Source organism: Kitasatospora sp. NPDC022785 (assembly GCF_055561295.1).
On the sequence record NZ_JBVHHB010000022.1, the window covers coordinates 61,872 to 85,524 of the forward strand.

The window sequence follows — 23,653 nt, forward strand, 5'->3', positions numbered from 1 at the left end:
CGTGGCGGGTCCCGCGCCCACTGCCGGACCAGCCGTAGGCGGCCTACCCGTAGGCGGCCTGTCCGTAGGCGGCCTGCCCGGAGGCGGCCTGCCCGAAGTAGCCCACGTATCCGTCCGGTTCGGCCCGCTCCGGCCCCGGGCCGGGCGCGCCGTCACCGGCCCACGCCGGCGAGGCCGGGGAACGAGCCGGCAGCAGCCCCGGCCCCGCCGCCGGGCCGCGCTCCCACAGTGGCAACACCTCGACCCTCCGCGGACCGCCGGCTCTCGCCGGGTCCGCCTCAGGCATCGGAGCCCGTCTCCGCCGCCCGCCGGTCGGCCATCAGCGAGCTCTCCAGGCGGGCCAGCAACACCCGGAACCTTTCCGTGTCCTGCTCCGTCATCCGCCCCTCGGACAGCATCCGCACGCTCTGTACCTCGGTCGTTCCCTCGTTCATGTGCCCGACGTTAGGCGCCGACGATCAACACCCGATAAACACGGCAGCCGCTGACCGACCGCACCACCGGGGCCGGGTGGAACGCACCGGTCCCACGGCGGGGGCGCGGGTGCCATCGGGCCGTGACGGCCCGCTGGTCAAATCGTCACAGATCACCCACGGCGGGCCATTCGCCGCCGAAACGCCGCGCCATGTCGATCCGTCGACGGAGCAGGTCCGGCCTACGCCCGGCCGAGCACCCGGTCGACGGTGATCTCGATGACCACCCGGTCCGGGTTCACGCGCGGCTCGCGGTACCGCTCGGTGTACCGCCGGACGGCCTCGGCCACCGCCTCCGGCTCGTCCCGCACCACGGCGACGCCCTCCAGCGTCGACCAGCGGGCCCGGTCCACCTGGCAGACCGCCACCCGCATACCCGTCGGGCCGGCCGCGAGGACGTTGCGCACCTTGCGGCTGGTCCGGCTGCTGATCACCCGCGCGGTCCCGGTCTCCGGCTGGTACGTCACCCCGACCGGCACCACGTGCGGCGAGCCGTCCGGCCGCTGCGTGGTCAGCGTGGAGATGTGCCGCTCCTGCCAGAAGGCGAGGAAGGCTTCGTCGAGTTCGCGCGGATCATGGGCCATGCCCGCGATCGTACGACGCCCGGCCCGGTGCCGAGGCGCCGGGCCGGGGGCAGGTCAGGGTCGGGTCAGGCCAGGCCCGGGGCCTGACCCGACCCGGGCCCCGGCCGGACCGGACGTCCGACGGCACCGCGCCGTCAGTGGCCGCGCGCGATCCACTCCGGCAACGCGGGGGCCTCGGCGCCGATGGTGGTGGGGTCGCCGTGGCCGGTGCGGACCACCGTCTCCGGCGGGAGCGAGAGCAGCCGGTCCCGGATCGAGTCGATGATCGTCGGGAAGTGCGAGAACGACCGGCCGGTGGCGCCGGGGCCACCCTGGAAGAGGGTGTCCCCGGTGAAGACCGTCCCCAGCTCGGGCGCGTGGAGGCAGACCGCGCCCGGTGCGTGGCCGGGGGTGTGCAGCACGGTCAGCGCGGTGCCCGCCACCTCGATCCGCTGCCCGTCGGCGAGTTCGCCGTCCGGCAGCCGGTCGGGGTGGGTGAGCTTCCAGAGCGGAAGGTCGTCCGGGTGCAGCAGGATCGGCGCGCCGGTGCGGGCGGCGAGCGCCGGGGCCGCGTCGATGTGGTCGTTGTGCGCGTGGGTGGAGACGATCGCCACCAGCCGGCGCCCGCCGAGCGCGGCCTCGATGGCCTCGGCGTCGTGGGCCGCGTCGATCACCACGGCCTCGGTGTCGTCGCCGACGATCCAGACGTTGTTCTCCACCTCCCAGCTGCCGCCGTCGAGGTCGAAGGTGCCGGCGGTGACCAGCCGGTCGATCCGTGCCGTGGTCCCCCCGCTCACAGGACCACCACCGAGCGGAGCACGTCGCCCTCGTGCATGCGGGTGAACGCCTGCTCCACGGCGTCGAGTTCGATGGTCTCGGTGACGAAGGCGCCGAGGTCCAGGCGGCCCTGGAGGTAGAGGTCGATCAGCATCGGAAAGTCCCGCGAGGGCAGGCAGTCGCCGTACCAGGAGGACTTCAGCGCGCCGCCGCGGCCGAACACCTCGAGCAGCGGCAGCTCCAGCCTCATCTCCGGGGTCGGCACGCCGACCAGGACGACGGTGCCGGCCAGATCGCGGGCGTAGAACGCCTGCTGGTACGTCTCCGGACGGCCGACCGCCTCCACGACCACGTCCGCGCCGTGGCCGCCGGTCAGTTCCCGGATCGCCTCGACCGGGTCGGTGGTACGGGAGTTGACGGTGTGGGTGGCGCCGAGCTTCTCCGCGGTGGCGAGCTTGCGGTCGTCGATGTCCACCGCGATGATCTTCGCCGCGCCGGCCAGCCGCGAGCCGAGGACGGCCGCGCCGCCGACGCCGCCGCAGCCGATCACCGCGACCGAGTCGCCACGGCCGACGTTGCCGGTGTTGATCGCGGCACCGATGCCCGCCATCACCCCGCAGCCCAGCAGGCCCGCGACGGCCGGCTCGGCCGCCGGGTCGACCTTGGTGCACTGGCCGGCCGCGACCAGCGTCTTCTCCGCGAACGCGCCGATGCCCAGGGCCGGCGACAGCTCGGTGCCGTCCAGCAGGGTCATCTTCTGCTTGGCGTTGTGGGTGTTGAAACAGTACTGCGGACGCCCGCGCTTGCAGGCGCGGCACTGGCCGCAGACCGCACGCCAGTTGAGGATCACGAAGTCACCGGGCCCGACCTCCGTCACCCCCTCGCCGACCGACTCCACGATGCCCGCCGCCTCGTGGCCCAGCAGGAACGGGAACTCGTCGTTGATACCGCCCTCGCGGTAGTGGAGGTCGGTGTGGCAGACGCCGCAGGCCTGGATCCGGACCACCGCCTCGCCCGGCCCCGGGTCGGGTACGACGATCGTCGTGACCTCCACGGGCGCGCCCTTGGCACGCGCGATGACTGCCTTGACCTGCTGGGCCATCCGATTCCACCTCCGTCGGCCGATGCGGCTTTGCACCGGCATGACCTGCTCAAACGACTTGCCCACGAAGCGTATCGTCCACGCCGGTCCGTGCCCGGCGAACGGCCCCGGTGATCCGGCTCACCCGGGGCGGCCCACGTGCCCCCCGAGCCGCGAGCCGCCCACCTCTGCCGGAGCCGCCCGGCCCCGACGGAGCCACCGGGCCCCGACGGCCGGCCGGGGGCGCGCGGCCTTTGCCGAGCGCCCGTCATCAGCCTGTCAGCCACCCGGCGTTGGCTGGAATCGTCGCTGACTGTGCCGCGCCGCCCACGTACGGTCGTACCGAACCCGACCCGTCCGACCCACCCGTCCCGCCGGCTCCACCTCTGCCCCTGCCCCTGTCCACGCCGTACAAGCCCCCGCCCGACCGCACCTCCCCGTCCCCGCGCACCTCCCCGGATCCGCCCCCCGCCGGGCCGCCTAGCGCCGCCCACCGCCCTGGAGTCTGGAGTACGGATGTCCGCCGAGAACAGTGCCACCCGCGCCGGCACCGGCAGCGCCCGAGCCGCCGTCGCAACCGCCACCGCCGAGCCCCCGCTCCCCCCGCTGCACTGTGTGCGCCGACTGGCCCCGGGCCCGCCGCGGCTCGGCACGCTCCCCACCGGCACCCCGGTCTGGCTGGTCAGCCGCCACGCCGACGTCCGGCAGGTGCTCACCGATCCGCGGCTGGGCCGCGCCCCGCTGCTCGCCCCCGACGCACCCCCGGTCTCGCTGGTCCCGAACCTCCTGGACGACCCGCAGGGCCTGCTCAGCCTCGACGGCGCCGAACACCAGCGGCTGCGCCGCACCGTGCAGCGGGCCTTCACCCCGCGCGCGATCGCCCGGTGGCGGCCGTGGGTGGCCTCGGTGGTCGAGGGCCTGCTCGACGATCTGATCGACCAGGGCTCGCCCACCGACATCGTCGCCGCCTACACCCGCCCGCTGCCGACGGCCGTCATCAGCCGGCTGATGGGATTGGACGGTGTGGACGGCAAGCGCCTCGAACACTGGAGCGACCACGCGCTCGCCACCACCGCGTACACCGCCGAGGCGATCCGAACGGCGCTGGCGGAGTTCGCCGGCTTCAGCGTCGAGCTGATCGCCGAACGCCGCGCCGCCCCGGGCGAGGACCTGGTCAGCAGCCTGCTGGCGGCGGCCGGGGAGAGCGACGACATCACCGAGCCGCAGCTCGTCTCGCTGGTGATCGGCCTGGTGGTGGCCGGGCACGAGACCACCATGACCGCGCTCGGCAACGCCCTGGTCTACCTGCTCGGCGACGGCCGCGAGGCCTGGCAGCGGCTCGCCTCCGACGAACAGAGCGCGGCGGCCGCGACCGAACAACTGCTGCGCGCCATCCCGCTCGTGGACACCGCGCACCTCCCCGGACTCCTGCGGCGCAGTACCGAGGACGTGGAGATCGGCGGTGTGGTGATCCCGGCCGGCAGCGTGGTCGCCGCCGACACCCGCACGGCCAACCAGGACCCGGGGATCTACACCGGCGACCTGCTGACCGAGCTGTTCTCCCCGCTGGCCGCGCCGATGCTGACCTTCGGCGCCGGACCGCACCACTGCCTGGGCGCCTGGCTGGCCCGGATGGAACTGGAGCTGGCCCTGCACCGCCTGGCCCGCCGGCTGCCGGCGCTGCGGCTCACCATGCCGACGGACGCCATCGACTGGCGACGCGGCCTGGTGACCCGTAGTCCGCACACCCTCCAGGTCGCCTGGTGACGGCCGACCCGGCGCGGCCCGCTGGGCCGGCGCTCAACGACCCGGTGGTGGTCCGGGTCGACCACGGGCGCTGCGTCGGCTCGGGCATGTGCGCGCTCGCCGTGCCCGGGTCGCTGGTGCTCGGCGCCGACGGACTGGCCCACCCGGTGCGCACCCCGCGGCCGGCCGGCGCGGACCCCGTCGGGGAGCCGTTGACGGCGAAGCTGGCCGAGGCGGTCGACTTCTGCCCGGTCGAGGCGCTCGCCCTGTACTCCGCCCGCGACGGCCGCCGGATCACGCCCACCGGGTGAGGCCCCCGCCGATGCGATCCGGATGAGGCCCGCCCCCGACCCGATCCGGATGAGTCCCGCCCCCGGGCGTCCGGGTGAGACCCCCGTCGGCGCCGCTCCGCACGCCGGGGCGGCGCCGGCGGCCGGGGCGGTGTGTCGCGCGGCGGCGCGCACCCCTCCCGGCCGGCGGGCCGTCAGACCCGGTCCGCGCAGGCCAGTGCCGCCCGAAGCTCGCTCACCGGGTCGCCCTCGTGATACGGCCGCTCGCCGGCCTCGATGTGGTCCAGGAACTCCTGGTACCGCACCGCGTACGCGAGGTGGTAGAGCGGCTCGACCAGTTCCAGCGCACGTTCCGGCGACGACCCGGGGACGTGCTCCCGCCACGCCCGCGCCCACACCTCGGCGGCCTGAGCCCACCGTTCGTCGTCGACGTACTGGCGCGGGCGCAGCCCGTCCAGGGCCGGGTGGCCGAGGCAGGAGTCGGCGTAGTCGACGACCACCGACCGGGTGCCGTCGGAGCGCCAGTTGCCGGGGTGGAAGTCGCCGTGCACCAGGGTCTCGGGCAGCCCGCATGCGGCCAGTTCCGCCACCAGCGCGGGCAGCCGCGCGGCGAGCGCCCGGGCCGCGTCGAGTTCACCGGCGGTCAGCTCGGGGCCGGGATCGGCCGCGAGCCGGTCGAGCAGGTCGTTCACCTGGCGGACCAGCGTGGGCAGGGTGCGGTCGCGCAGGCCGGCCGTGGCGGCGCGGCCGTCGGCCGCCAGCGCCGCCTGGGCGGCGACCAGCCGGGGTACGACGTCGGCGATCTCCTCGGCGGACGGCCCCCAGCAGTCCTCCCCGGGCACGTGGTCGAGCAGCAGACGCCCGCGCTCGGGGTCGGAGCCGAGCACCGGCGGCACCAGCGTGGGGTCGACGGAGCCGAGCAGCGCGATCACGTCGCCCTCACGGGCGTTGAACGTCGGGTTGGTCGCCTTCAGCCAGGCGTCGCCGCCGGTGGCGGTGCGGTAGCGGAACAGCCCGGAGAGGTTCCACGTCCGGATCTGCTCGCCCCGGCCGGTCGCGGGGCGGCCGGCCCGGTCGAGCGCCTGCTCGGCCCAGTCGAACGCCTCCCGCAGCCCTGCGGGCGTGGCCCAGCCGGCCCGCCGCTCGGCCGGGCCGAGCAGAGCGGCGGTGTCCGGGCCCGCCTGACGCGGCACCAGCCCGGCGGGCCGCTCCAGCGCCTCGACGTGGTAGACCACATGCCCGCCGTGGCCGCCGCCGCCCTCCGCCACCTCGGCGAGCCGGAGCACCACCACCGGCACCCCCAGCTCCTCCGACAGCCGCTCGACCACCGGTGCGGCGGCCGACCACCACCCCTCGCTCACCTCGTACGGGCCCTGCGGCCCGTAGTACTCGTCCCCGTAGGTGAGGTGGGCGGTGACGGACCGGCTGCTCGCTCGCTTCATCCGGGTAGACTCCCCTACCCGCCCCGCCCACGCGACCGTTTTTCCACGTACCGCACCCCGGCGCGCGCCGCTGACCGGACGCCCCGGGAGGTGACCCGACGGCAGCCCCGCCGGTCCGGCTGATCCGTCCTCGTCGTCCCCTTCCGAGTGAGGGGGTCTCTTCCTCCCGCTGCCGTGCGCCCCTGCGGACGGGCGCGGCCGCCGGGGCCGCGCGAGCCCGGCCGGCGCGCCCGCGGGACCGCCGCGGGCGCCGGACGGCCACGGGATCGGCTACGGGATCGGCACCGCCGTGCCCGAGACCCGGATCCGGGCGTCGCCCTCGCGGAGTCCGACCTTCAGCACGCCCGGCCGGCCGAGGTCCTCGCCCTGGTGGAGGGTCAGGGTGGCCGGGGCGGTGACCGCGCCCCGCTCGCGCAGGTAGGCGCCGAAGGCGGCAGCGGCCGCGCCGGTGGCCGGGTCCTCCACGACTCCGCCGACCGGGAAGGGGTCGCGGACGTGGAAGACGTGCTCGCTCTCCCGCCAGACCAACTGGAGGGTGGTGAGGTCCCGGGCCGTCATGTAGGAGGCCAGGCCGTCGAAGTCGTACTCCAGGCGGGCCAGCCGGTCGCGGGTGGCGGCGGCCAGCACCAGGTGGCGGGCGCCGCCGTAGCCGATCCGGGGCGGCAGTGCGGCGTCCAGCTCGTCGGCCGACCAGCCGAGCAGGGCGAGCGCCTCGGCGACGTCCGCCTCGCCCACCTCTTCGACGTGCGGCTCCACGCTGGTGAGGGTGGCGCGCAGGACACCGTCCGCACCCTTGTCGACCTCGATCGGCACTTCGCCGGCCTGGGTCGCGAAGACGTACCGGCCGGGACCGGTCCGCTCGGCGAGCGCGACGGCCGAGGCGACGGTGGCGTGGCCGCAGAACGGCACCTCGGCCAGCGGGCTGAAGTACCGCACGGTGTAGGCGCTTTCGGCGCCGCCCGAGGTATCGGGTATCAGGAACGCCGTCTCGGAGTAGCCGACCTGGGCGGCGACGGCGAGCATCTGCCCGGCGGAGAGGCCGGAGGCGTCGAGCACCACGCCGGCCGGGTTCCCCCCGGCCGGGTCGGTGGAGAAGGCGGCGTAGCGCAGGATGTCGGTGTCGGGGGCGGCCACGGGCACGGCGTCACTGGTCATGATCGCTCGAACACCATCCCTCGGCCCGCTGTTCCCACCCGCCCGCACCGGGTGGGGGTGCGCGCCGATGACGCGCCCCCGCAGGCACCCCACGCGCCCCGGGTCCCCTGCCGCACCGGGCCACCGAGGCCCCGCGCCACCGGGATCCCGGTCGGCGGGCTGCTCGGCATCGGTTTCGCTTCCGACCCGGCCACCGGCCACGACCTGGTGCTGACGGTGTCCGGCAGTGGCCACGGCCTCTTCGACGCGGTGACCGGCGAGAAGCTCGAACGGGAGTACGACCCGGACGAGGAGCCGGACGGCCCGGACCTCGCCTGCCCCGGCATCGGCCCGGTCGCGGACGTCCGCATCCCGGTGACCGGCCTCTACGGCGGCGGACTGCACACCGGCTCAGACGGCGGCTGGCACATCGAGGTGCTGGTCCCGGAGTGGCCCAACGAGCGGGTGCTGCTCTGCACCGGGCGCGGGCCGTTCGAGGGCGAGCACGGCGAGAGCTGGTGGCACGTCCACCACTCCTCCTGGTCGACCTTCCGCGCCGCGGGCTTCGCCCCCTCGGGCCGCACCCCGGCGGTCGCCACCAGCAGCGACCTCACCCTCTGGACCCGCCCCGACACCCGCCCCTGACCGGTCCACCCTCCGGCCGGCCCGCCGTCCGCCCCGACACCGCCCGGCCCGCAGCCCGCCGGCACCACCCTCCGCCCCCGCCCGACATGCGGCCGGTCCGCCGGTCGCCGATGCTGGGGCCTGTCTGACATCTCCCAGGCGGCGGCACGCGCCCGGTGTCACGGAGCCCGGGCCGGTGCGCGGAACGACGGCCCGGGACGGCCCGAGGAAGGACCACCCCGTATGAGCGAGCAGAGCGAGCGAGTCATCGACGGGCGCGCACGGGCGCATGCCCGAGCCGAGGGAAGCGGGGTGGGGGCATGAGCGCGCTGGACTTCGAGGTCATCGACAGCCCCGACAGCTCGCTCAACAAGACGTCCGTCCTGGTGACCGGGCCCGACGACGCACTGCTGGTGGACGCCGGGTTCACCCGCTCCGACGGACGCCGGCTGGTCGAGCGGATCCGGGCCTGCGGCAAGCGGCTGACCACGGTGTTCGTCAGCCACGGCGACCCGGACTTCTACTTCGGCGCGCAGGAGGTGCAGGACGCCTTCCCGCAGGCACGGTTCCTGGCCACGGCGACCACCGTCGAGCACATCCAGGAGTCCTACGAGGGCAAGCTGAAGGCCTGGGCGCACCTCGGCCCCGAGCTGCCGACCCGGCTGGTGCGGCCCGAGGTGCTGCACAGCGACGAAATCGTCTTCGAGGGCCACCGGTTCGAGCTGCGCGGCGCCGACTTCCACCTGCCGGACCGGCACTACCTCTGGCAGCACCACCACCGCACGATCCTCGGCGGCGTGCTGCTCTTCGAGGGCCTGCACGTCTGGACCGCCGACACCCCGACGCCCGAACAGCGGGCCGCCTGGATCGACCTGCTGGACGGCATGGAGGCGCTGCAGCCCGGGTTCGTGGTGGCCGGCCACCGGACGGCCGGCGCACCCACCATCACCACCGCGATCGACCACACCCGCGCCTACCTGCGGGCGTTCGAGACCGAGATCGGCCGGGCCACCGACGCGGCCGCCGCCAAGGCGGCGCTGGAGCGCCGGTTCCCAGACCTCGGGATGAAGCTGGCGGTCGACCTCGGGACGAAGGTCGCCATGGGCGAGATGGCCTGGGGCTGAGCCGAGATGATCGAGATCCCGAGGTCCGCCGCCTCCTTCGCCGAGTCCGACGCCCCCGCCGACGTGGTCCGCCGCCAGTACCTGGCGTCGGCGCGCGGCGACCTGGGCGCGCTGCGCGCCACGCTCGCCGACGACGTCGAGTGGACTGAGATGGCCGGATTCCCGCTGGCGGGCACGTACCGCACCCCGAAGGGCGTCACCAGCGGCGTGATGGAGCGGCTGGCCGCCGAGTGGGACGGCTGGACGGCCCACGACGACAGCTACGTGGTGGACGGCGAGAACGTGGTGGTGCTGGCCCGCTACACCGCCGTGCACCGGACCACCCACCGCCCGCTGGCGGTCCGGGTGGCGCACCACTTCACCGTGCGCGGGGGCCGGATCGTGCGCTTCGAGCAGTTCGTCGACACCGCCCTGGTCCGGGACGCCATGACTCCCTAGCAGGCGGCCGCCCGCCCCGTACCGCCGGCCCGCTTCACCCGTTCGGGGGAGCCTGTCGCGGCGCGCCTGGCGTGGCCTCGACAGGTCCCCCGAACGGCGGCAGGCTGTCCGTGATTCCGGCCGGAGAGCGAGGAGTTCAGCATGGGCACGGGCACAGCAGGAACGGCCGACGGCGGCGGGCGCGAGCGGCCCATCGTCATCGTCGGCGCCTCCCTGGGCGGCGCCAAGGCCGCGGAGGCACTGCGCGAGGCCGGGTACCGCGGCGGCATCGTCCTGATCGGCGACGAACACGAGCGGCCGTACGAGCGGCCGCCGCTCTCCAAGGGCTATCTGCTCGGCAAGACGCCGCGCGAGAAGATCTACGTCCATCCGCCGCAGTGGTACGCCGAGCAGGACGTCACCCTCCGGCTCGGCACCCCGGTCGTCGCGGTCGACCCGGCCGGGCACACCGTCACGCTCGCCGACAACGGCCGGATCGAGTACGCGAAGCTGCTGCTGACCACGGGTTCGGTGCCGCGCCGGCTGCCGGTGCCGGGTGCGGACCAGGACGGCGTGCTCTACCTGCGCCGGGTCGGGGAGAGCGAGCGGCTCCGGGCTGCGCTGAAGCCGGGTGCCCGGATCGCGGTGATCGGCGCGGGCTGGATCGGCCTGGAGACGGCGGCGGCCGCCCGGGCGGCGGGAGCCGAGGTCACCGTGCTGGAGGCGGCCGAGCTGCCGCTGCTGCGGGTGCTGGGCCGCGAGGTCGCCCAGGTCTTCGCCGACCTCCACCGCGACCACGGCGTGGACCTGCGGTTCAACGCCAAGGTCGAGGAGCTGACCGGCGAGGGCGGAGCCGTCACCGGTGTGCGCCTCGCGGACGGCGCGACGGTGGCGGCGGACACGGTGATCGTCGGCATCGGCATCGCCCCGCTCACGACGCTCGCCGAGTCGGCCGGCCTGGAGATCGAGAACGGCGTCAAGACCGACGAGCACCTGCGCACCTCGGACCCGGACATCTACGCGGCGGGCGACGTCGCCAACGCCTTCCACCCGATGCTCGGCCGCCACGTCCGGGTCGAGCACTGGGCCAACGCGCTCAACCAGCCGCAGACCGCGGCCCGGGCGATGCTCGGCCAGGGCGGCCCGGACGCGGTCTACGACCGGGTGCCGTACTTCTTCACCGACCAGTACGACCTGGGGATGGAGTACACGGGCTACGTCGAACCGGGCGGCTACGACCGGGTGGTCTTCCGGGGGGACCGCGCCGCCCGCGAGTTCATCGCCTTCTGGCTGTCCGGCGGCCGGGTCCTGGCCGGGATGAACGTGAACGTCTGGGACGTCACCGACCCGATCCGCGAGCTGGTCCGCTCGGGGCGCCCGGTTGACCCTGCGGCCCTGGCCGACCCGGGCGTCCCGCTGAACGAACTCTGACCGCCCCCTGCCGCCGCCCCGCCACCGTCCGCACAGGGCCGCCCCGAGCACCGTCGCCCGGGGCGGCCCTGTTGTCCGGCCGGCGGCCGAGGGCCGGCGGTCAGGCTCCCGGCGTCAGGCGACCGGCGGGAAGGCCTCGGCGTCCGGCTTGAGCAGCCGGCCGGGCGCGGGCACGGCCTTGTCCACCAGGTAGGAGGTGACCAGCTTGTTCAGCTCCTTGCTCCGGCCCACCGCACAGTGTTCGATCACGTCGACGCTGACCAGCACGGCACTGCCGAGCTGGCGCTGCATGTTCTGGGCGAACTTGTACTGGGTGGCAGGGTCGTAGAGGTTGCCGATCACCATCACCGGGTTGGCGGTGCGGCGGTTCCACGGGCCGGTGTACCGGTCGGAGTCACGCGCCGGGGCAGGCCAGGTGGCGCAGGCGGGCGCGTCGAAGGCCTGGTAGCGGCCGAAGGTCGGCGAGTCCTTCTCCCAGGCGCGGGCCAGGTTGGCGAAGACCCGCGGGTTCGACGGGTACGGCTTGTCCTGGCAGTTGACGCCGTAGTAGGAGTCGTCGGAGCTGTACGGGGTCTCCGGCAGGGCCTCGCGCAGGGCGGTGGGGACGGTCACGGCCAGCGTGTTCGCGTCGTCGGCGGCCTTCGGGGCCGTCAGCGAGGGCGCGCCCTGCTGCTGGAGCACCTCGTGCAGCGCCTGGAGCGACTTGGCCAGCGGCGCCTGCCGGGTCTGCGCGTAGAGGGCGTCGGCGACCTGGCTGGTGAAGCTGGAGAGGGTCACCTGGGTGCCGTTCGGCAGGGTGACCGGGCTGGTGCGCAGGTGGTCGCGGATCGCGTCGAACTTGGCCCGGGTGTCGCCGTCGCCGAAGGCGCAGCGCGGGGCTCCGGCCGTCTTGCAGCGCTTCAGGTACTCGTCCAGGGCGAGTTCGAAGCCGGCGGCGCGCTGCCGGTCGTACTCCAGGCCGTTGTGCAACCGCAGGTTCGGGTCGACGTTGCCGTCGATGATCAGCGCGCGGACCTTGTCCGGGTACATGTTGGCGTAGGTGGCGCCGATCAGCGTGCCGTACGAGAAGCCGGCGAAGGTGAGCTGCTTGTCCCCGACGGCCCGGCGCATCCGGTCGAGGTCGCGGACGACGTTCTCGGTCGACATGTGCTCGATCAGCGGGCCGGCGTTGCGGTCGCAGGCGTCGGTGTAGTCCTCGGTGGCGGCCAAGGTGCCGTCGATCTCGGCCTTGGTGACGGGCACGCCGGTCTGCCGGCCGAAGACGGCGGCCGCCTCCTCGTCGGTGGTGAAGCACTTCAGCGGGTTGCTCCGGGCGACGCCGCGCGGGTCGAAGCCGACCAGGTCGAAGCGGGCCTGCACCTCGGGGTCGAAACGGCCGGTGGTGGCCCAGAGGTAGCCACTGCCGCCCGGGCCGCCGGGGTTGAGGAACAGCGAGCCGATCCGCTTGGACGGGTCCCCGGCCCGGCGGCGCATCATGGCGATGCCGATCTTCTCGCCGGACGGGTCCGCGTAGTCGAGCGGGACGGGGTAGACGGCGCAGTCGTAGATGCCGGGGTCCGGCTTCGACGGGTCGGGGTTGCAGGGCGTCCAGGCGACCGGTTCGACCCGGGCCTCGGCGGCGGGCGCGGCCGAGGGCGGTTCCGGCGCGGCCGACGCCGCGGCGGCGGTTCCGGCGACAAGGGAGAGCGCGCTGGCAAACGTCAACGCCAGACTGGATATGCGGGACACATGACCTCCTCCGGTTCTGCAAACCCGGCCAGCCTGGCAGTCGGGGACCGGGAGCGGAAGACCATGAACAGCCGTAGATTCTTCTGGCCGATCGTCATCCGACCGGTATTTCCCGGTTCTGACGGATGTTCGGGCGACGAATCCACGGCGCCGTGACGGTACATCGCCAGTCCGTGGCCGTCTCCCCGGTGGCGGCCGTCCGCCACACGGACTCCACACGGACCCCACATGCCCCCCGCGGGCCCCGCCACGCGGACGCCGCGCAGGCCCCGCGGGCCCCCCACGCGCCCTCGCGCCGCCACCCCGGGGCGGCCCGGCGTCCGGCTCCTCAGGCCCGCAGCGCGACCGCGGTCTGCTCCGGCGCCGCCGCCCCGGGGCGGCGGCGCTCGGCCCACCGCACCGCCGGCCCCATCGCGCAGCCGGCCGCCAGGAAGAGCCCGCCCAGCAGCAGCCACCCGGGCACACCCCAGTCCAGCAGCAGGGTGGTCAGCAGCAGCGGTCCGACGGTGCGCGCCACCGCCACCCCCGAGCCGAAGAAGCCCTGGTACTGGCCGGTCTGGTGGGCGGGCGCGAGGTCGAAGCTGATCTGCCAGGAGCCCGCGGACTGCTTCATCTCGCCGATCACCTGGAGCGTCGCGGCCACCACGAGCAGCCCGGACATCGCCCAGAGCGGTACGTCCCCGGCCGAGAGGGCGAAGACGGCGCAGGAGGCGAGCAGGATGACGCCGGCGTCGCGGACGGCGCGCGAGGCGGAGCGCAGCCCGGTCACGCCCCGGGCCGTGCGGACCTGGAAGGCCATCACCACGGCGGTGTTGAGGACGAACAGTGCCGAGCCGAGCCAGGCCAGGTGGTCGGCCCGGGCCGCGATCCAGAGCGGAATGACCAGGCTGAGCAGCGGCATCCGCAGCAGGAGCACGGTGTTGATCAGCGTGACGACGGCGTACGGGCGGTCGGAGAGCACCGCCAGCTTCCGCCCGGGGCCCGAACTCGCCTGCGCGGGCGGCACTTCGGGCAGCCGCAGCAGCACCAGACCACTGACCAGGAACCCCACGGCGGTGACCGCGAAGGCGACGAGGAACCCGGCCCGGCTCCCGGTGCTCAGCACGATGCCGCCGAGCGCGGCGCCAAGGGCCAGGCCCGCGTTGAGGGTTGCCTGCAGCCGGGCCAGCAGTGCCGTCCGCTCCGCCCGGTCGACCAGCCCGCCGACCAGTGCCTGCCGGGCCGCCGACAGCCCGGACTGGGTCGTGGCGTAGAGGCAGACGGCGGCCAGGAACGGCACGAAGGAGCGGATGACCAGGAAGGAGGCGACCACCGCGCCGGTGGCGAGCGCCAGCAGCACCGCCGTGCCGCGCGGCCCGCGCCGGTCGGCGAGGTGGCCGAGCGGGACGCCCGCCAGTGAGCCGACCGCCCAGGCCACGGCGAGGCCGAGGCCGAGGCGGGTGGGGGACATCCCGATGACCCGGGTGAAGTACAGCGCCGAGCAGGTGTAGTACGCGCCGTCGCCGATCGAGCCGACCAACTGGGCGGTGGCGAGCGTCCGCTGGACGCCTGCGGGTGGTGCAAGACGGATCGGCAACGACACTCCCCCGGTACGGCGGCCCGAAGACCGCCCGTTCCCCACTGACCTGACATGATCAATCCTAGAGGCCGGGTGGACCACTGGACAGGTCCAGTCGGAGCACATCCGAGTGGGCCACTCGGGAAGCCGGGGGCCCGCCCCGCCACCACCCCTCGCCGCCGTCGCCCCGCACGGGCCGGCGAGGACCGAACTCCGGTACGGGAACGGACGATCCGTCACCCGGGCGGCGGCACCGCAGCCGCGCCCGGCCCGTCCGGTGCCGTCCGTGCCCGCCCCATCCGACATCCGGCGGGATGTCCGATCCGGCCCGAAGTGCCCGTGTTGACCGGCCAGTAACCCCCTCCTATGCTCGTCCGCGTTCGCGATCCGGCACCGGGCCCGGGGCCGCCCAGGCCCGCCCGGCCGGAGCCGTCACCGGCTCGAAGGGCTCCTCCCATCAGCACCTCTATCGGACCCTCGGGCCGCACCCCCAACGCCCCTGCCCCGACCGGCAGCCCGGACCGGGAGACCCCCGGCGCGCAGCCCCCGGCCGACCCGTCCACGGCCCCCGCCGGCCGCCGGCGCTTCCTCACCTACCTGCTCGCCGCCCCCACCCTCACCGTCGCCGCGCGGCTCGGCCTGGACGCCGCCGCGCCCGCCACCGCCCGGGCCGCCGTCCGGACCGCAGCCGAGGGCGCATCCGCCGAAGGGCCCGCCGCCGCGCCCCAGTTGCTCGGTCTTCCCGGCATCCCGGACATCCTCGACCTCGGCGACGCGCTGATCCTGGCCGGCCTGCCCACCTCCCACCTGCTGGTGCTGGAGGTCACCGCCGACGGACGCACCGCGCTGCACCTCCCCCGCCTGGAGGTCGGCCAGGGCCTGACCACCACCATCGCCATGCTGGTCGCCGAGGAGCTCGACGCCCGGCTCACCGACGTCGACGTCCCGCTCTCCGACGGCCGTCCCGACCTGCTCTTCAACCAGCTCACCGGCGCCTCCAACTCGGTGCGCTCGCTGTACGACCCGGTCCGCGCCGCCGCGGCCGCCGCCCGCGCCCGGCTGGTCACCGCCGCTGCCCGCCGCTGGTCGCTGCCGGCCGACACCCTGCGCACCGCCGACTCCGCCGTCCTCGCCCCCGACGGCCGCCGGGCCGGCTACGGCGAACTCGCCGCCGCGGCCGCCGGCATCGCCGTCCCGGCCGTGCCCTCCGCCCCCAAGCCGCCCGAGCAGCAGCGCCTGGTGGGCCGGCCGACCGGCCGGATCGACGCCCGCGACATCGTCACCGGCCGCGCCAAGTACGCCGGCGACCTCGCCGTCCCCGGCGCCGTGCCCTGCGTCGTCGCCCGCCCGACCACCATCAACGGCACCCTCAAGTCACTGGACGCCTCCGCCGCCCGCACGATGCCGGGCGTCCTCGGCGTGGTCACGGTCCCGACCGGCGTCGCCGTGCTCGCCGAGACCTTCGACCAGGCGCTCAAGGCCCGCGACGCCCTGCAGACCGCCTGGAACCCGGGCCCCGTCGCCGCGCTCTCCGACGCCGACATCCGGGCCCGGCTGCGCGCCGCCCACCTGCCGTTCCTCGTCCCGCCGCTGCTGACCCAGTACGTGGACGGCGAGTTCGACTTCGCCTTCGTCAACCACGCGCCGATGGAGGTGCTGACGGCCGTCGCCGACGTGCGCCCGAACCGCGCCGAGATCTGGTTCGCCTCGCAGACCCCGATCGTCGCCCAGCAGACCATCGCCGCCGACCTCGGCCTGCCGCAGGACGCCGTCACCGTCCATGTCGTGCGCGGCGGCGGCTCGTTCGGCCGCCGGCTGTTCTTCGACGCCGCTCTGGAGGCCGCACGGATCTCCCGGGCGGCCGGCCGCCCGGTCAAACTGATGTGGACCCGCAACGACGACATGCGCCACGGCCGGATGCGCCCCGCCAGCCACCACCGGATCCGCGCCACCTACGGACTGGGCCAGGTCATCAGCTACGAGCACCGGGCCGCCACCGTCCGGACCGACTTCCGGCACGGCCTCGGCGAGGCGCTCACCGCCGCCGGGTTCAACCTCTCGGTGGCCGGCATCAGCCTCGCCCAGGCGTTCTTCCTGCTCAGCGAGAAGAACCCCTACGACGTCGGCATCCCCACCCAGCTCCTCGCCGAGGTCCCGTTGGACATGCACACCGGCAGCTGGCGCTCGGTCTACTCCGGCACGGTCCGGGTCGCCGACGAGATCATGATGGATGAACTGGCCCGGCGCCTCGGCCAGGACCCGGTAGCCTTCCGCCGGGCCCGGGTGCGCGGTGCCGCCGGCAGGGCCGTGCTCGACAAGGTCGCCCAGGCCGGCCGCTGGGGCCGCACGATGCCCGCCGGCCAGGCCCAGGGCATCGGCTACCACGACGAGAACGGCGGGCGCGCCGCCTACCTGGTCGAGCTGGACGCCACCGACCCGAAGCAGCCCCGGGTCACCAAGGCGGTGATCGCCGCCGACCTCGGCCTGGTGATCAACCCCCGTGGCCTGGAAGCCCAGTTGACCGGCGCGCTGATCGACGGCATCTCGGTCGTCCTCCAGGCCGGCAACCACATCGACCACGGCGCCGTCCGCGAGGGCAGCTACGCCGACTTCCGCTACGCCCGGCAGCGGCACAGCCCGCCGTCGGTCGAGATCCACCTCATGCCACCGAGCGGACCGCCCGGTGGTGCGGGCGAGTTGGGCGTCCCCGCCGCCTCGGCGGCGGTCGCCAACGCGTACGCCCGCGCGACCGGCATCAGCCCGCGCTCCTTCCCGATCGACTTCTGATCCCCTCCACCGACTCCCGAAGGGCGCAACTCCCCATGCCCAGCCACACCTTCGTCCTCAACGGGCAGCCGGTCACCGTCGAGGCCCCGGACGACATGCCGCTGCTCTGGGTGCTGCGCGACAAGCTCGGCGTCACCGGCCCCAAGTACGGCTGCGGGGTCGGCGTCTGCCGCGCCTGCACCAGCCACCTGGACGGTGAGGAGTTCCAGCCCTGCACGGTGGCGGTCAAGGACTGCGCCGGCCGCCGCGTCACCACCATCGAGGGGCTGGCCGACGGCGACACCCTGCACCCCGTCCAGGAGGCCTGGCTGGCCTGCGACGTCGCCCAGTGCGGCTTCTGCCAGCCCGGCCAGATCATGACCGCGGCCGCCCTGCTGCGCCGCACCCCGGCCCCGACCGACGCGGACATCGACCAGATCCAGAACATCTGCCGCTGCGGCACCTACCCCCGCATCCGCGAGGCGATCAAGCAGGCGGCCGCCCGCACGGCGCCGTGACGCGGTCCGCCCCGCCCGCGGGCGGGGCGGACCGCGTCAGCCGGCCGTCAGCACCCGCCGATGGCTCCGTTCTGCCAGGCGTAGTGGAAGTACCAGTTGCTGTCCGCGTAAGCGCCGTACACGTAGACGGTTCCCACGTAGGTGGCGTTGTAGTTGTACGAGTAGGCGGCGTGGACCCGGTACCACACGTTGCCCTGGTTGTTGATGTTCTCGCCCCGCGTCCAGCAGTCGGGGGCGATCTTGTCGCCCCACCCGGCGTAGGAGCCCAGGTCGAGGCTCCACGGCTTGTAGGACGGCGAGTACGACTGGGGCAGGGAGTACAGGCCCACCCCGTGACCGCTGGGGGTGTGGCTGCTGATGTAGTACCACCCGTCGGCGGACGCGTCGCCCGCCGACAGGCCGACACCGCCGGCCGCGAGTGCCACCACCGCTGCCGTGGTGGCCCCGCGGCGCCCGATCCTGCGCAGAAGTCCCTTGCTCATGCCGGTCTCCCCTGTGGTCCGTCGTCTCCTCGGGTGCCGCCGCCATGACTGCGGCGGCGGAGACAGCTGACCCGACCACCTGCGGTGTTCGGTACCGGCTGACAGGAACTGACAACAGCTGACACCGAGGGCCCCTGTCCCGAACACCCCCTCCCCCATGAGGATCTGGGCGATCGCCGATCGCCGCCGCCACTCGTCGCTATGATCCGTACGCGACAAGCGAACAGTGGTCGCCGATGGATCTGACACTGTCTGACACCAGGGGGGCGTCATGGTGGATCGGGAGCCGCAGGCCGAGGAGCGAGAACAGGCGCGGACGGCGGCGGAGAGCTTCGCCGCCGAGCTCCGCCGACTGCGCCGGGAGGCGGGCCAGCCCTCGTTCCGGACCATGGCGAAGAAGGCCGGCTCGATCTCCCACACCACCCTGTACGAGGCGGCCTCCGGCTCACGCCTGCCGTCCTGGCCCACCACCAGGGCCTACGTCCAGGCCTGTGGCGGCGACGAGGCCGAGTGGCACCGCCGCTGGTCCGCCGCCACGGGGAGGGAGACGGCCCCCGAAAACCGGCCGACCCGAACCCCGCCGACCCGAACCCCGCCGGCCGTACCCCCGCAGCCCACCGCGTCCGACCGGCCCGCCGACGAACCGTCGGCGCCCCCGGCCGTCACACCGGCCGGAGCGTCCGCGCGCGGACACCGGCTCTGGACCCACGCGGTCGCCCTGCTGGTCGGCGCACTGGTCGGGGTCTGCTCCACCCTGGGCGTCCTCTCCTTCCACGAGCCCGTCGCCGCGACCCCGCTCCCCCAGGACTGCCCGACCGGAGACCCGGTGCCCGTCCGGTCCCCCGCCACGGACGTCGACGCGGCCGGCCCGCCGGCCGGCGCGCCCCGCCCTGCGACGGAGCAGCCCGCCACGGCGGCGGACCCGGCCTGGGTGGCCCGTCCGGCCGCCGACCAACAGGCCCTCCCCGGCGCGGACGTCGTCCTGCCGGTCCTCTCCCCGGTCGTCCGGGGGGACGCGCTGGTCGTGACGATGATGCTGACCAGCACCTGCCCCGGGAGCGTCACGGTCACGGACACCCGGGGCGATCGGTTCGAGACGGCGGGGGACGTGACGGACTCCAGGCGGCACCGGGTGCTGGTCTTCGCGGCCTTCGGCGTCCCCGCGCTGACGACGGCGGACTCCATCCACGTGACCTACCCGCACGCCAGCAAGTACCACATCGCGGTGGACGAGTTCCGCGGGATCTCCGTCGCACGGGGCACCGCCCAGGCGCACGGCCCGTCCGGCGGGACGACCTTCACCACCAGTGCCACCCCCGCCACCTGTGCCCGTGGCGACCTCATGGTCGGCACGGCGGGCACCAACACCGGCACCGCCCCCGAGTTCGGCACCGGGTGGACCGCCCTCCCGGTGCTGGCCCTCTCCTCCTACCGGCTCACCACCGCCTACCAGGTGGCGACGGCCGACGGCCCCTGCGCCGCGACCGGGCGGACCACCTCGCAGTGGGGGGCCGTCCTCACCGTCTTCCACTGACCGCAGGGCGGGACGGCTCAGGCCCTCCGGGGATCGCGCCCGAAGAACCCGGCCAGCCGGTCGTAGACCGGCGCGTCCTCGGGGACGGTCACCTCGGGGCCGAAGGCGCGGCCGTCACCCTCGCTGCCGCGGTACTGGGGGCGCAGCGCGCCGTGGGCCCAGGCCAGCGAGGTGCGGGCCACGTCGTGGTCGAGGCCCGCCGTGGACTGGCCGGTGGCGCGGGCCAAGTCCCATCCGTGGACGGCGAATTCGGCGGTCTGCTGGTCCACCGGGAAGCGCGCGGGGATGACGCCGACGCCGGGGGCCTCGATGGTGCCGCTGAGCTCCCCGGCGCTGCGCCAGGCGGCGACCAGCTTCTCGGCCCCCGCCTCGAAGGCGTGCAGCCAGTCCTCCTCCACCCGCTCGAAGGACTGCGTGAAGTCCGGGTCGTGGCCGTTCGCCCGGACGGTGAACTGCCGGAGGTCCCAGAGGAGGTGGCTGATCAGATCGGCCACGTCCCAGGACCGGCAGGTCGTCGGGTGTCCGGCCTGCTCGGCACCGACGCCGTCGATCAGGCCGGCGGTCTGGGCGAGGGCCCGGGCGAGCAGGTCGATCGGGTCTTCCGCTGCGGTCATGGCGACACCTCTTCGGGGCTGGGACGTGTGCTCGGACCGGCCGATCGTAAACGCGACCGGCGTCCCCCGGCCCGGCGCAACACCGCGCCGGGCCGATCACCGCCCCCTCCGCCCGCCCCGCCCGCCCCGACCGCATCCCGGCGCCACCCGCCCCGGCGCCTCCTCCGCCCGTACCCCCGCCCGCGCCCCCGCCCGGCGGGTCAGGCGGCCGCGAGCCCGCCGTCCACGGCGATCTCGGCGGCCGTGATGTAGCGGCCGTCCTCGCCCGCGAGGTGGGCGACGGTGGCGGCGACGTCGGCAGCGCGGCCGTACGCCCCGAGCACGGTCAGGCCCGCCTGGAAGTCGCCCGACGGGCCGTCCGCCGGGTTCAGCTCGGTGTCGATCGGCCCGGGGTGGATCACGTTGACGGTGATCCCCCGCGGGCCCAGCTCGCGGGCCAGCGCCTTGGTGAGCCCGATCGTCGCGGCCTTGCTGGTCGCGTAGAGCGAGGCACCGGGGAAGGCGACGCGCTTCGCGATGCAGCTGCCGATGGTGACGACCCGGCCGCCCTCGGCCAAGTGGGTGGATGCGGCCTGGGCGAAGAGGAACGGTGCCCGGACGTTGACCTCCAGCACCCGGTCCACGTCGTCCAGCGCGAGCTCCTCGATCGGGCCGAACACGCCGACGCCCGCGTTGTTGACCAGGATGTCGAGGCGGCCGAAGCGCTCGGCCACCGCCTCCACGACGTCCCGGACCTCCTGCGGGTCGGCGCTGTCCGCGCGGACCGCCCAGCCGCGGCGGCCCATTGCCGTGATCTTGGCCGCGACCGCCTCGGCCCGCTCGGCGCTGCCCCGGTAGGTCAGCGCCACGTCGGCGCCCTCCTCGGCCAGCCGCAGCGCGACCGCCTCCCCGATTCCGCGGCTGCCGCCGGTCACCAGGGCCACCTTGCCGTCGAGCTTCCCGGGCCTGGCGCTCGCCCCGGTGGTCGCAGCCGTCATCGTCGTCATATCGGTAGAACTCCTTGACTCGTTCTCGGACATGACTCGATCTTCGGCCCGCGGCGCTCGCGAGTCCGGCGGTATTCGGACGTCGCGTTCAACGTTCAACAATCCCCGCGGGTTCACGCGGGTTCACGCGGGTTCGCGCGGGTTCGCGCCGCCGAGGCACCCGGTCCACGCGCCCCGACCCGCCGGAGCGGCCGCCCCGTGGGGGACGGCCGCGGGACAGGCGGGGCGGTCCGTCAGAGGCTCAGGACCTGGCCCGGGAAGATGAGATCCGGGTTGTCGCCGATCGCCTTGGCGTTCTTGGCGTGCAGGCTCGCGGTGTCGGTGCCGTACTTGGCCGCGATGTCGCTCAGGGTGTCACCGCTCCTGACGGTGTAGCTGCCGCCGGCGGTGTTGGTGGCCGAGGCCGCCGGCTTGGCCGTGTCCTGCGACTTCCAGGACTGCGACTTCTGCGGCCTCCCGGCCGGCCGGGTCTGCTCGCCCTGGGCCGGCTTCGCCTGCGGGGTCTGCGCGGGCTTGGCCTGCTGCTGGACCTTGGGCGCGGCCGGCTTGGGCGCAGCCGCCCTGGGCGCAGCCGGCTTCGGGGTCTCGGCCTTGGCGGCCGGGGCCGAGGTGTCGACGGCCGCCGGGGCGCCGCCCCTGCTGAGGCCCGCCTTGGCCGAGCAGACCGGCCAGGCGCCGGGGCCCTGGGAGGCGAGGACCTTCTCGGCGACCGAGATCTGCTGCGCCTTGGTCGCCTGGCTGGCCTGCGACGCGTACGCGGTGCCGCCGTACGCGGCCCAGGTGGACGAGGTGAACTGCAGTCCGCCGAAGAAGCCGTTGCCGGTGCTGATGCTCCAGTTGCCACCGCTCTCGCACTGGGCGACCGCATCCCAGGCCGAGGTGGACGCGGCGGAGGCCGAGGTGGCCGTGACGAGGCCGGCCACCGGAAGGGCCGCGACGGCCCCGCCGACCAGCACCAGGCGGGCGCGGTTGCGGCGCCTGCCGGTAGTGGCGGTGTTGGTGGTGGCAGCGGCGGTCTCGTGACGGAAAGTCATGAAAGTCCTCTCGACAAGCCCCGGGCGGGCAGGCGGAACCAGACCCCTGGGAGGGCCTTCGCGCTCACCTCACTCGACGGGCGGCCACGCACGTGTCGGACGTGCCCTGCCGCCCCGGCCACCCTCGCTCGCCGACGGCCTGTTCGAGCCGGCCGTGTCGGCGGGCACCGCCCTCGCGCCGGGGGTCAGTCGGCGGGCTGTGCGTCGGGGGTGAACCCGGGTGGTGCTCGTTGCACCGCCAATGAAGCTACGGGCCCTCCCGGGCCGCCACAAGCAATTCTTGGACGCCGCAGGCCAGTTGACTGTTACCGGCGGTATCGATCATGAAGCCCGGTCCGAAATGACCGGGTTTGACAGCATTTTCAAGATCAAATGGTCAATTGCCGTGCCCGCACTCACATCTGTCCACCCGTGAGGCCACCCACACCGTCGACCCGGCGTGACGAACGGCCGACGCACCGTCACCGACGCCTCCGGAGTTCCCGGTTCCGCACCGGCCCGCAGTGGCGTCGCCCACACTCGCCACTCTCCGTCTCCACGCGATGGCGCAGCGCATGGTGCACGACCGGTCCGTATCCGATGCACCAGACGTGCCTGCGCGACCCCCGCCCACCCCCGGCCCCCGCGTGCCGCATGCGGTCAGACCCCGCCGTCCAGCCCCGCGTCCCGCGCCAGCAGCGCCGCCTGCACCCGGTTCTCACAGCCCAGCTTGGCCAGGATCCGGCTGACGTACGTCTTCACCGTCGCCTCGCTCATGTGGATCCTGGTGCCGGCGTCCGCGTTGGAGAGTCCCTCGCCCAGCAGCGCCAGCACCTCCAACTCACGCGCGGTCAGCACCTCGAGACGCCGCCTGGCCGCCGCGCCCCGGGCAGCGGCCGGGCCGGAGCCGCCACCGGCCAGCGAGTCCACGATGTGCCGGGTGGCGGCGGGTGAGAGGAAGGCGTTGCCGGTGGCCGCGGCCCGGACGGCCTGGATCAGCTCGGCCGGCGCGGTGTCCTTGAGCAGGAACCCGGCGCCGCCCTCCGTCACGGCGCGCAGCACGTTGTCGCGCTCCCCGAAGGTGGTGAGGATCAGCGCCCGCGCGCCGGGCGCCACCCGGCGCAGCTCGGTGAGCGCCGTGAGCCCGTCCATCACCGGCATCTGGATGTCCAGCAGGACGACGTCCACCCGGTGGGCCAGGGCGAGATCCAGGGCCTTCCGGCCGTCGGCGGCCTCGGCGACCACGTCGATGTCGTCGGCGGAGGACAGGATCATCCTGATCCCGGCCCGGATGAGCGGCTCGTCGTCGGCGACGAGGACTCGGATCACTGCTGGTCATCCCCTCGGTGGTG

General features: G+C 74.5%; 23 protein-coding genes. 9 read left to right on the forward strand and 14 right to left on the reverse strand.

Features of this window, described 5'->3' with window-relative positions; translation table 11 throughout:
• Nucleotides 1-43: 43 nt before the first annotated feature.
• The 5 genes from ACZ3YO_RS28890 to ACZ3YO_RS28910 all read right to left on the reverse strand — a co-directional run bounded on the left by ACZ3YO_RS28890 (nucleotide 44) and on the right by ACZ3YO_RS28910 (nucleotide 2,915).
• The gene (locus ACZ3YO_RS28890; protein WP_465574928.1) at nucleotides 44-238 is read right to left on the reverse strand and encodes a hypothetical protein; all 195 of its coding nucleotides are present in this window, start codon (nucleotides 236-238) and stop codon (nucleotides 44-46) included.
• Between the two features lie 40 nt (nucleotides 239-278).
• Nucleotides 279-434: a hypothetical protein gene (locus tag ACZ3YO_RS28895; protein ID WP_396323389.1), complete on the reverse strand. Its 156-nt coding sequence runs from the start codon at nucleotides 432-434 to the stop codon at nucleotides 279-281.
• A 221-nt stretch (nucleotides 435-655) separates the two neighbouring features.
• A complete protein-coding gene (locus tag ACZ3YO_RS28900) occupies nucleotides 656-1,057 on the reverse strand; it encodes a pyridoxamine 5'-phosphate oxidase family protein (protein ID WP_465574931.1) in 402 nt (133 codons plus the stop codon).
• Between the two features lie 134 nt (nucleotides 1,058-1,191).
• On the reverse strand, nucleotides 1,192-1,833 hold the full coding sequence (locus ACZ3YO_RS28905; protein WP_465574933.1) for an MBL fold metallo-hydrolase: 642 nt from the start codon (nucleotides 1,831-1,833) through the stop codon (nucleotides 1,192-1,194).
• A complete protein-coding gene (locus ACZ3YO_RS28910) occupies nucleotides 1,830-2,915 on the reverse strand; it encodes an S-(hydroxymethyl)mycothiol dehydrogenase (RefSeq protein ID WP_465574936.1) in 1,086 nt (361 codons plus the stop codon). Before ACZ3YO_RS28910 ends, ACZ3YO_RS28905 begins: the two co-directional genes overlap by 4 nt.
• A gap of 495 nt (nucleotides 2,916-3,410) precedes the next feature.
• Here ACZ3YO_RS28910 and ACZ3YO_RS28915 point away from each other — a divergent pair, with 495 nt between their 5' ends.
• Together ACZ3YO_RS28915 and ACZ3YO_RS28920 are read left to right on the forward strand one after the other, a co-directional pair.
• The gene (locus ACZ3YO_RS28915) at nucleotides 3,411-4,661 is read left to right on the forward strand and encodes a cytochrome P450 (protein ID WP_465574938.1); all 1,251 of its coding nucleotides are present in this window, start codon (nucleotides 3,411-3,413) and stop codon (nucleotides 4,659-4,661) included.
• On the forward strand, nucleotides 4,658-4,951 hold the full coding sequence (locus tag ACZ3YO_RS28920) for a ferredoxin (RefSeq protein ID WP_465574941.1): 294 nt from the start codon (nucleotides 4,658-4,660) through the stop codon (nucleotides 4,949-4,951). Before ACZ3YO_RS28915 ends, ACZ3YO_RS28920 begins: the two co-directional genes overlap by 4 nt.
• 173 nt (nucleotides 4,952-5,124) lie before the next feature.
• Here ACZ3YO_RS28920 and ACZ3YO_RS28925 read toward each other — a convergent pair whose 3' ends face one another.
• Together ACZ3YO_RS28925 and ACZ3YO_RS28930 are read right to left on the reverse strand one after the other, a co-directional pair.
• Nucleotides 5,125-6,372, reverse strand: a complete 1,248-nt coding sequence (locus tag ACZ3YO_RS28925) for a phosphotransferase (RefSeq protein WP_465574943.1) — start codon at nucleotides 6,370-6,372, stop codon at nucleotides 5,125-5,127.
• A 270-nt stretch (nucleotides 6,373-6,642) separates the two neighbouring features.
• Complete coding sequence (locus tag ACZ3YO_RS28930) at nucleotides 6,643-7,527, reverse strand: PhzF family phenazine biosynthesis protein (RefSeq protein ID WP_465574945.1); 885 nt, start codon at nucleotides 7,525-7,527, stop codon at nucleotides 6,643-6,645.
• A gap of 57 nt (nucleotides 7,528-7,584) precedes the next feature.
• Between ACZ3YO_RS28930 and ACZ3YO_RS28935 the strand changes: the two genes are divergently transcribed.
• From ACZ3YO_RS28935 to ACZ3YO_RS28950, 4 genes are all read left to right on the forward strand, one after another.
• Nucleotides 7,585-8,151 (forward strand): hypothetical protein, encoded by a 567-nt coding sequence (locus ACZ3YO_RS28935; RefSeq protein WP_465574948.1) that lies wholly within the window; start codon nucleotides 7,585-7,587, stop codon nucleotides 8,149-8,151.
• Nucleotides 8,152-8,450: 299 nt separating this feature from the next.
• Nucleotides 8,451-9,254: an MBL fold metallo-hydrolase gene (locus ACZ3YO_RS28940; RefSeq protein ID WP_465574950.1), complete on the forward strand. Its 804-nt coding sequence runs from the start codon at nucleotides 8,451-8,453 to the stop codon at nucleotides 9,252-9,254.
• 6 nt (nucleotides 9,255-9,260) lie between these two features.
• Nucleotides 9,261-9,692 carry a nuclear transport factor 2 family protein gene (locus tag ACZ3YO_RS28945; RefSeq protein ID WP_396323378.1) on the forward strand — a complete coding sequence of 144 codons (432 nt, stop codon included), beginning with the start codon at nucleotides 9,261-9,263 and terminating at the stop codon, nucleotides 9,690-9,692.
• 141 nt (nucleotides 9,693-9,833) lie between these two features.
• Nucleotides 9,834-11,102 (forward strand): NAD(P)/FAD-dependent oxidoreductase, encoded by a 1,269-nt coding sequence (locus ACZ3YO_RS28950; protein ID WP_465574954.1) that lies wholly within the window; start codon nucleotides 9,834-9,836, stop codon nucleotides 11,100-11,102.
• Nucleotides 11,103-11,216: 114 nt separating this feature from the next.
• Here ACZ3YO_RS28950 and ACZ3YO_RS28955 read toward each other — a convergent pair whose 3' ends face one another.
• Nucleotides 11,217-12,806, reverse strand: coding sequence for an alpha/beta hydrolase (locus tag ACZ3YO_RS28955; protein WP_465574957.1), 1,590 nt, complete (start codon nucleotides 12,804-12,806; stop codon nucleotides 11,217-11,219).
• A 352-nt stretch (nucleotides 12,807-13,158) separates the two neighbouring features.
• The gene (locus ACZ3YO_RS28960) at nucleotides 13,159-14,406 is read right to left on the reverse strand and encodes an MFS transporter (RefSeq protein ID WP_465574960.1); all 1,248 of its coding nucleotides are present in this window, start codon (nucleotides 14,404-14,406) and stop codon (nucleotides 13,159-13,161) included.
• Between the two features lie 348 nt (nucleotides 14,407-14,754).
• Here ACZ3YO_RS28960 and ACZ3YO_RS28965 point away from each other — a divergent pair, with 348 nt between their 5' ends.
• Together ACZ3YO_RS28965 and ACZ3YO_RS28970 are read left to right on the forward strand one after the other, a co-directional pair.
• Nucleotides 14,755-17,175, forward strand: coding sequence for a molybdopterin cofactor-binding domain-containing protein (locus ACZ3YO_RS28965; RefSeq protein ID WP_465574963.1), 2,421 nt, complete (start codon nucleotides 14,755-14,757; stop codon nucleotides 17,173-17,175).
• Nucleotides 17,176-17,210: 35 nt separating this feature from the next.
• Nucleotides 17,211-17,672 (forward strand): (2Fe-2S)-binding protein, encoded by a 462-nt coding sequence (locus tag ACZ3YO_RS28970; RefSeq protein WP_465549417.1) that lies wholly within the window; start codon nucleotides 17,211-17,213, stop codon nucleotides 17,670-17,672.
• A 47-nt stretch (nucleotides 17,673-17,719) separates the two neighbouring features.
• On the opposite strand, the gene ACZ3YO_RS28975 is transcribed toward ACZ3YO_RS28970, so the two are convergent.
• A complete protein-coding gene (locus ACZ3YO_RS28975) occupies nucleotides 17,720-18,154 on the reverse strand; it encodes a hypothetical protein (protein WP_465549415.1) in 435 nt (144 codons plus the stop codon).
• A 271-nt stretch (nucleotides 18,155-18,425) separates the two neighbouring features.
• Between ACZ3YO_RS28975 and ACZ3YO_RS28980 the strand changes: the two genes are divergently transcribed.
• Nucleotides 18,426-19,688 (forward strand): helix-turn-helix domain-containing protein, encoded by a 1,263-nt coding sequence (locus ACZ3YO_RS28980; protein WP_465574966.1) that lies wholly within the window; start codon nucleotides 18,426-18,428, stop codon nucleotides 19,686-19,688.
• A 17-nt stretch (nucleotides 19,689-19,705) separates the two neighbouring features.
• Here ACZ3YO_RS28980 and ACZ3YO_RS28985 read toward each other — a convergent pair whose 3' ends face one another.
• The 4 genes from ACZ3YO_RS28985 to ACZ3YO_RS29000 all read right to left on the reverse strand — a co-directional run bounded on the left by ACZ3YO_RS28985 (nucleotide 19,706) and on the right by ACZ3YO_RS29000 (nucleotide 23,630).
• On the reverse strand, nucleotides 19,706-20,302 hold the full coding sequence (locus ACZ3YO_RS28985; RefSeq protein WP_465574969.1) for a TIGR03086 family metal-binding protein: 597 nt from the start codon (nucleotides 20,300-20,302) through the stop codon (nucleotides 19,706-19,708).
• A gap of 200 nt (nucleotides 20,303-20,502) precedes the next feature.
• Nucleotides 20,503-21,288, reverse strand: coding sequence for an SDR family NAD(P)-dependent oxidoreductase (locus ACZ3YO_RS28990; RefSeq protein ID WP_465574972.1), 786 nt, complete (start codon nucleotides 21,286-21,288; stop codon nucleotides 20,503-20,505).
• Between the two features lie 233 nt (nucleotides 21,289-21,521).
• Nucleotides 21,522-22,322, reverse strand: a complete 801-nt coding sequence (locus ACZ3YO_RS28995) for a transglycosylase family protein (protein WP_465574974.1) — start codon at nucleotides 22,320-22,322, stop codon at nucleotides 21,522-21,524.
• Between the two features lie 639 nt (nucleotides 22,323-22,961).
• Complete coding sequence (locus ACZ3YO_RS29000) at nucleotides 22,962-23,630, reverse strand: response regulator transcription factor (protein ID WP_465574977.1); 669 nt, start codon at nucleotides 23,628-23,630, stop codon at nucleotides 22,962-22,964.
• Between the last annotated feature and the right edge of the window lie 23 nt (nucleotides 23,631-23,653).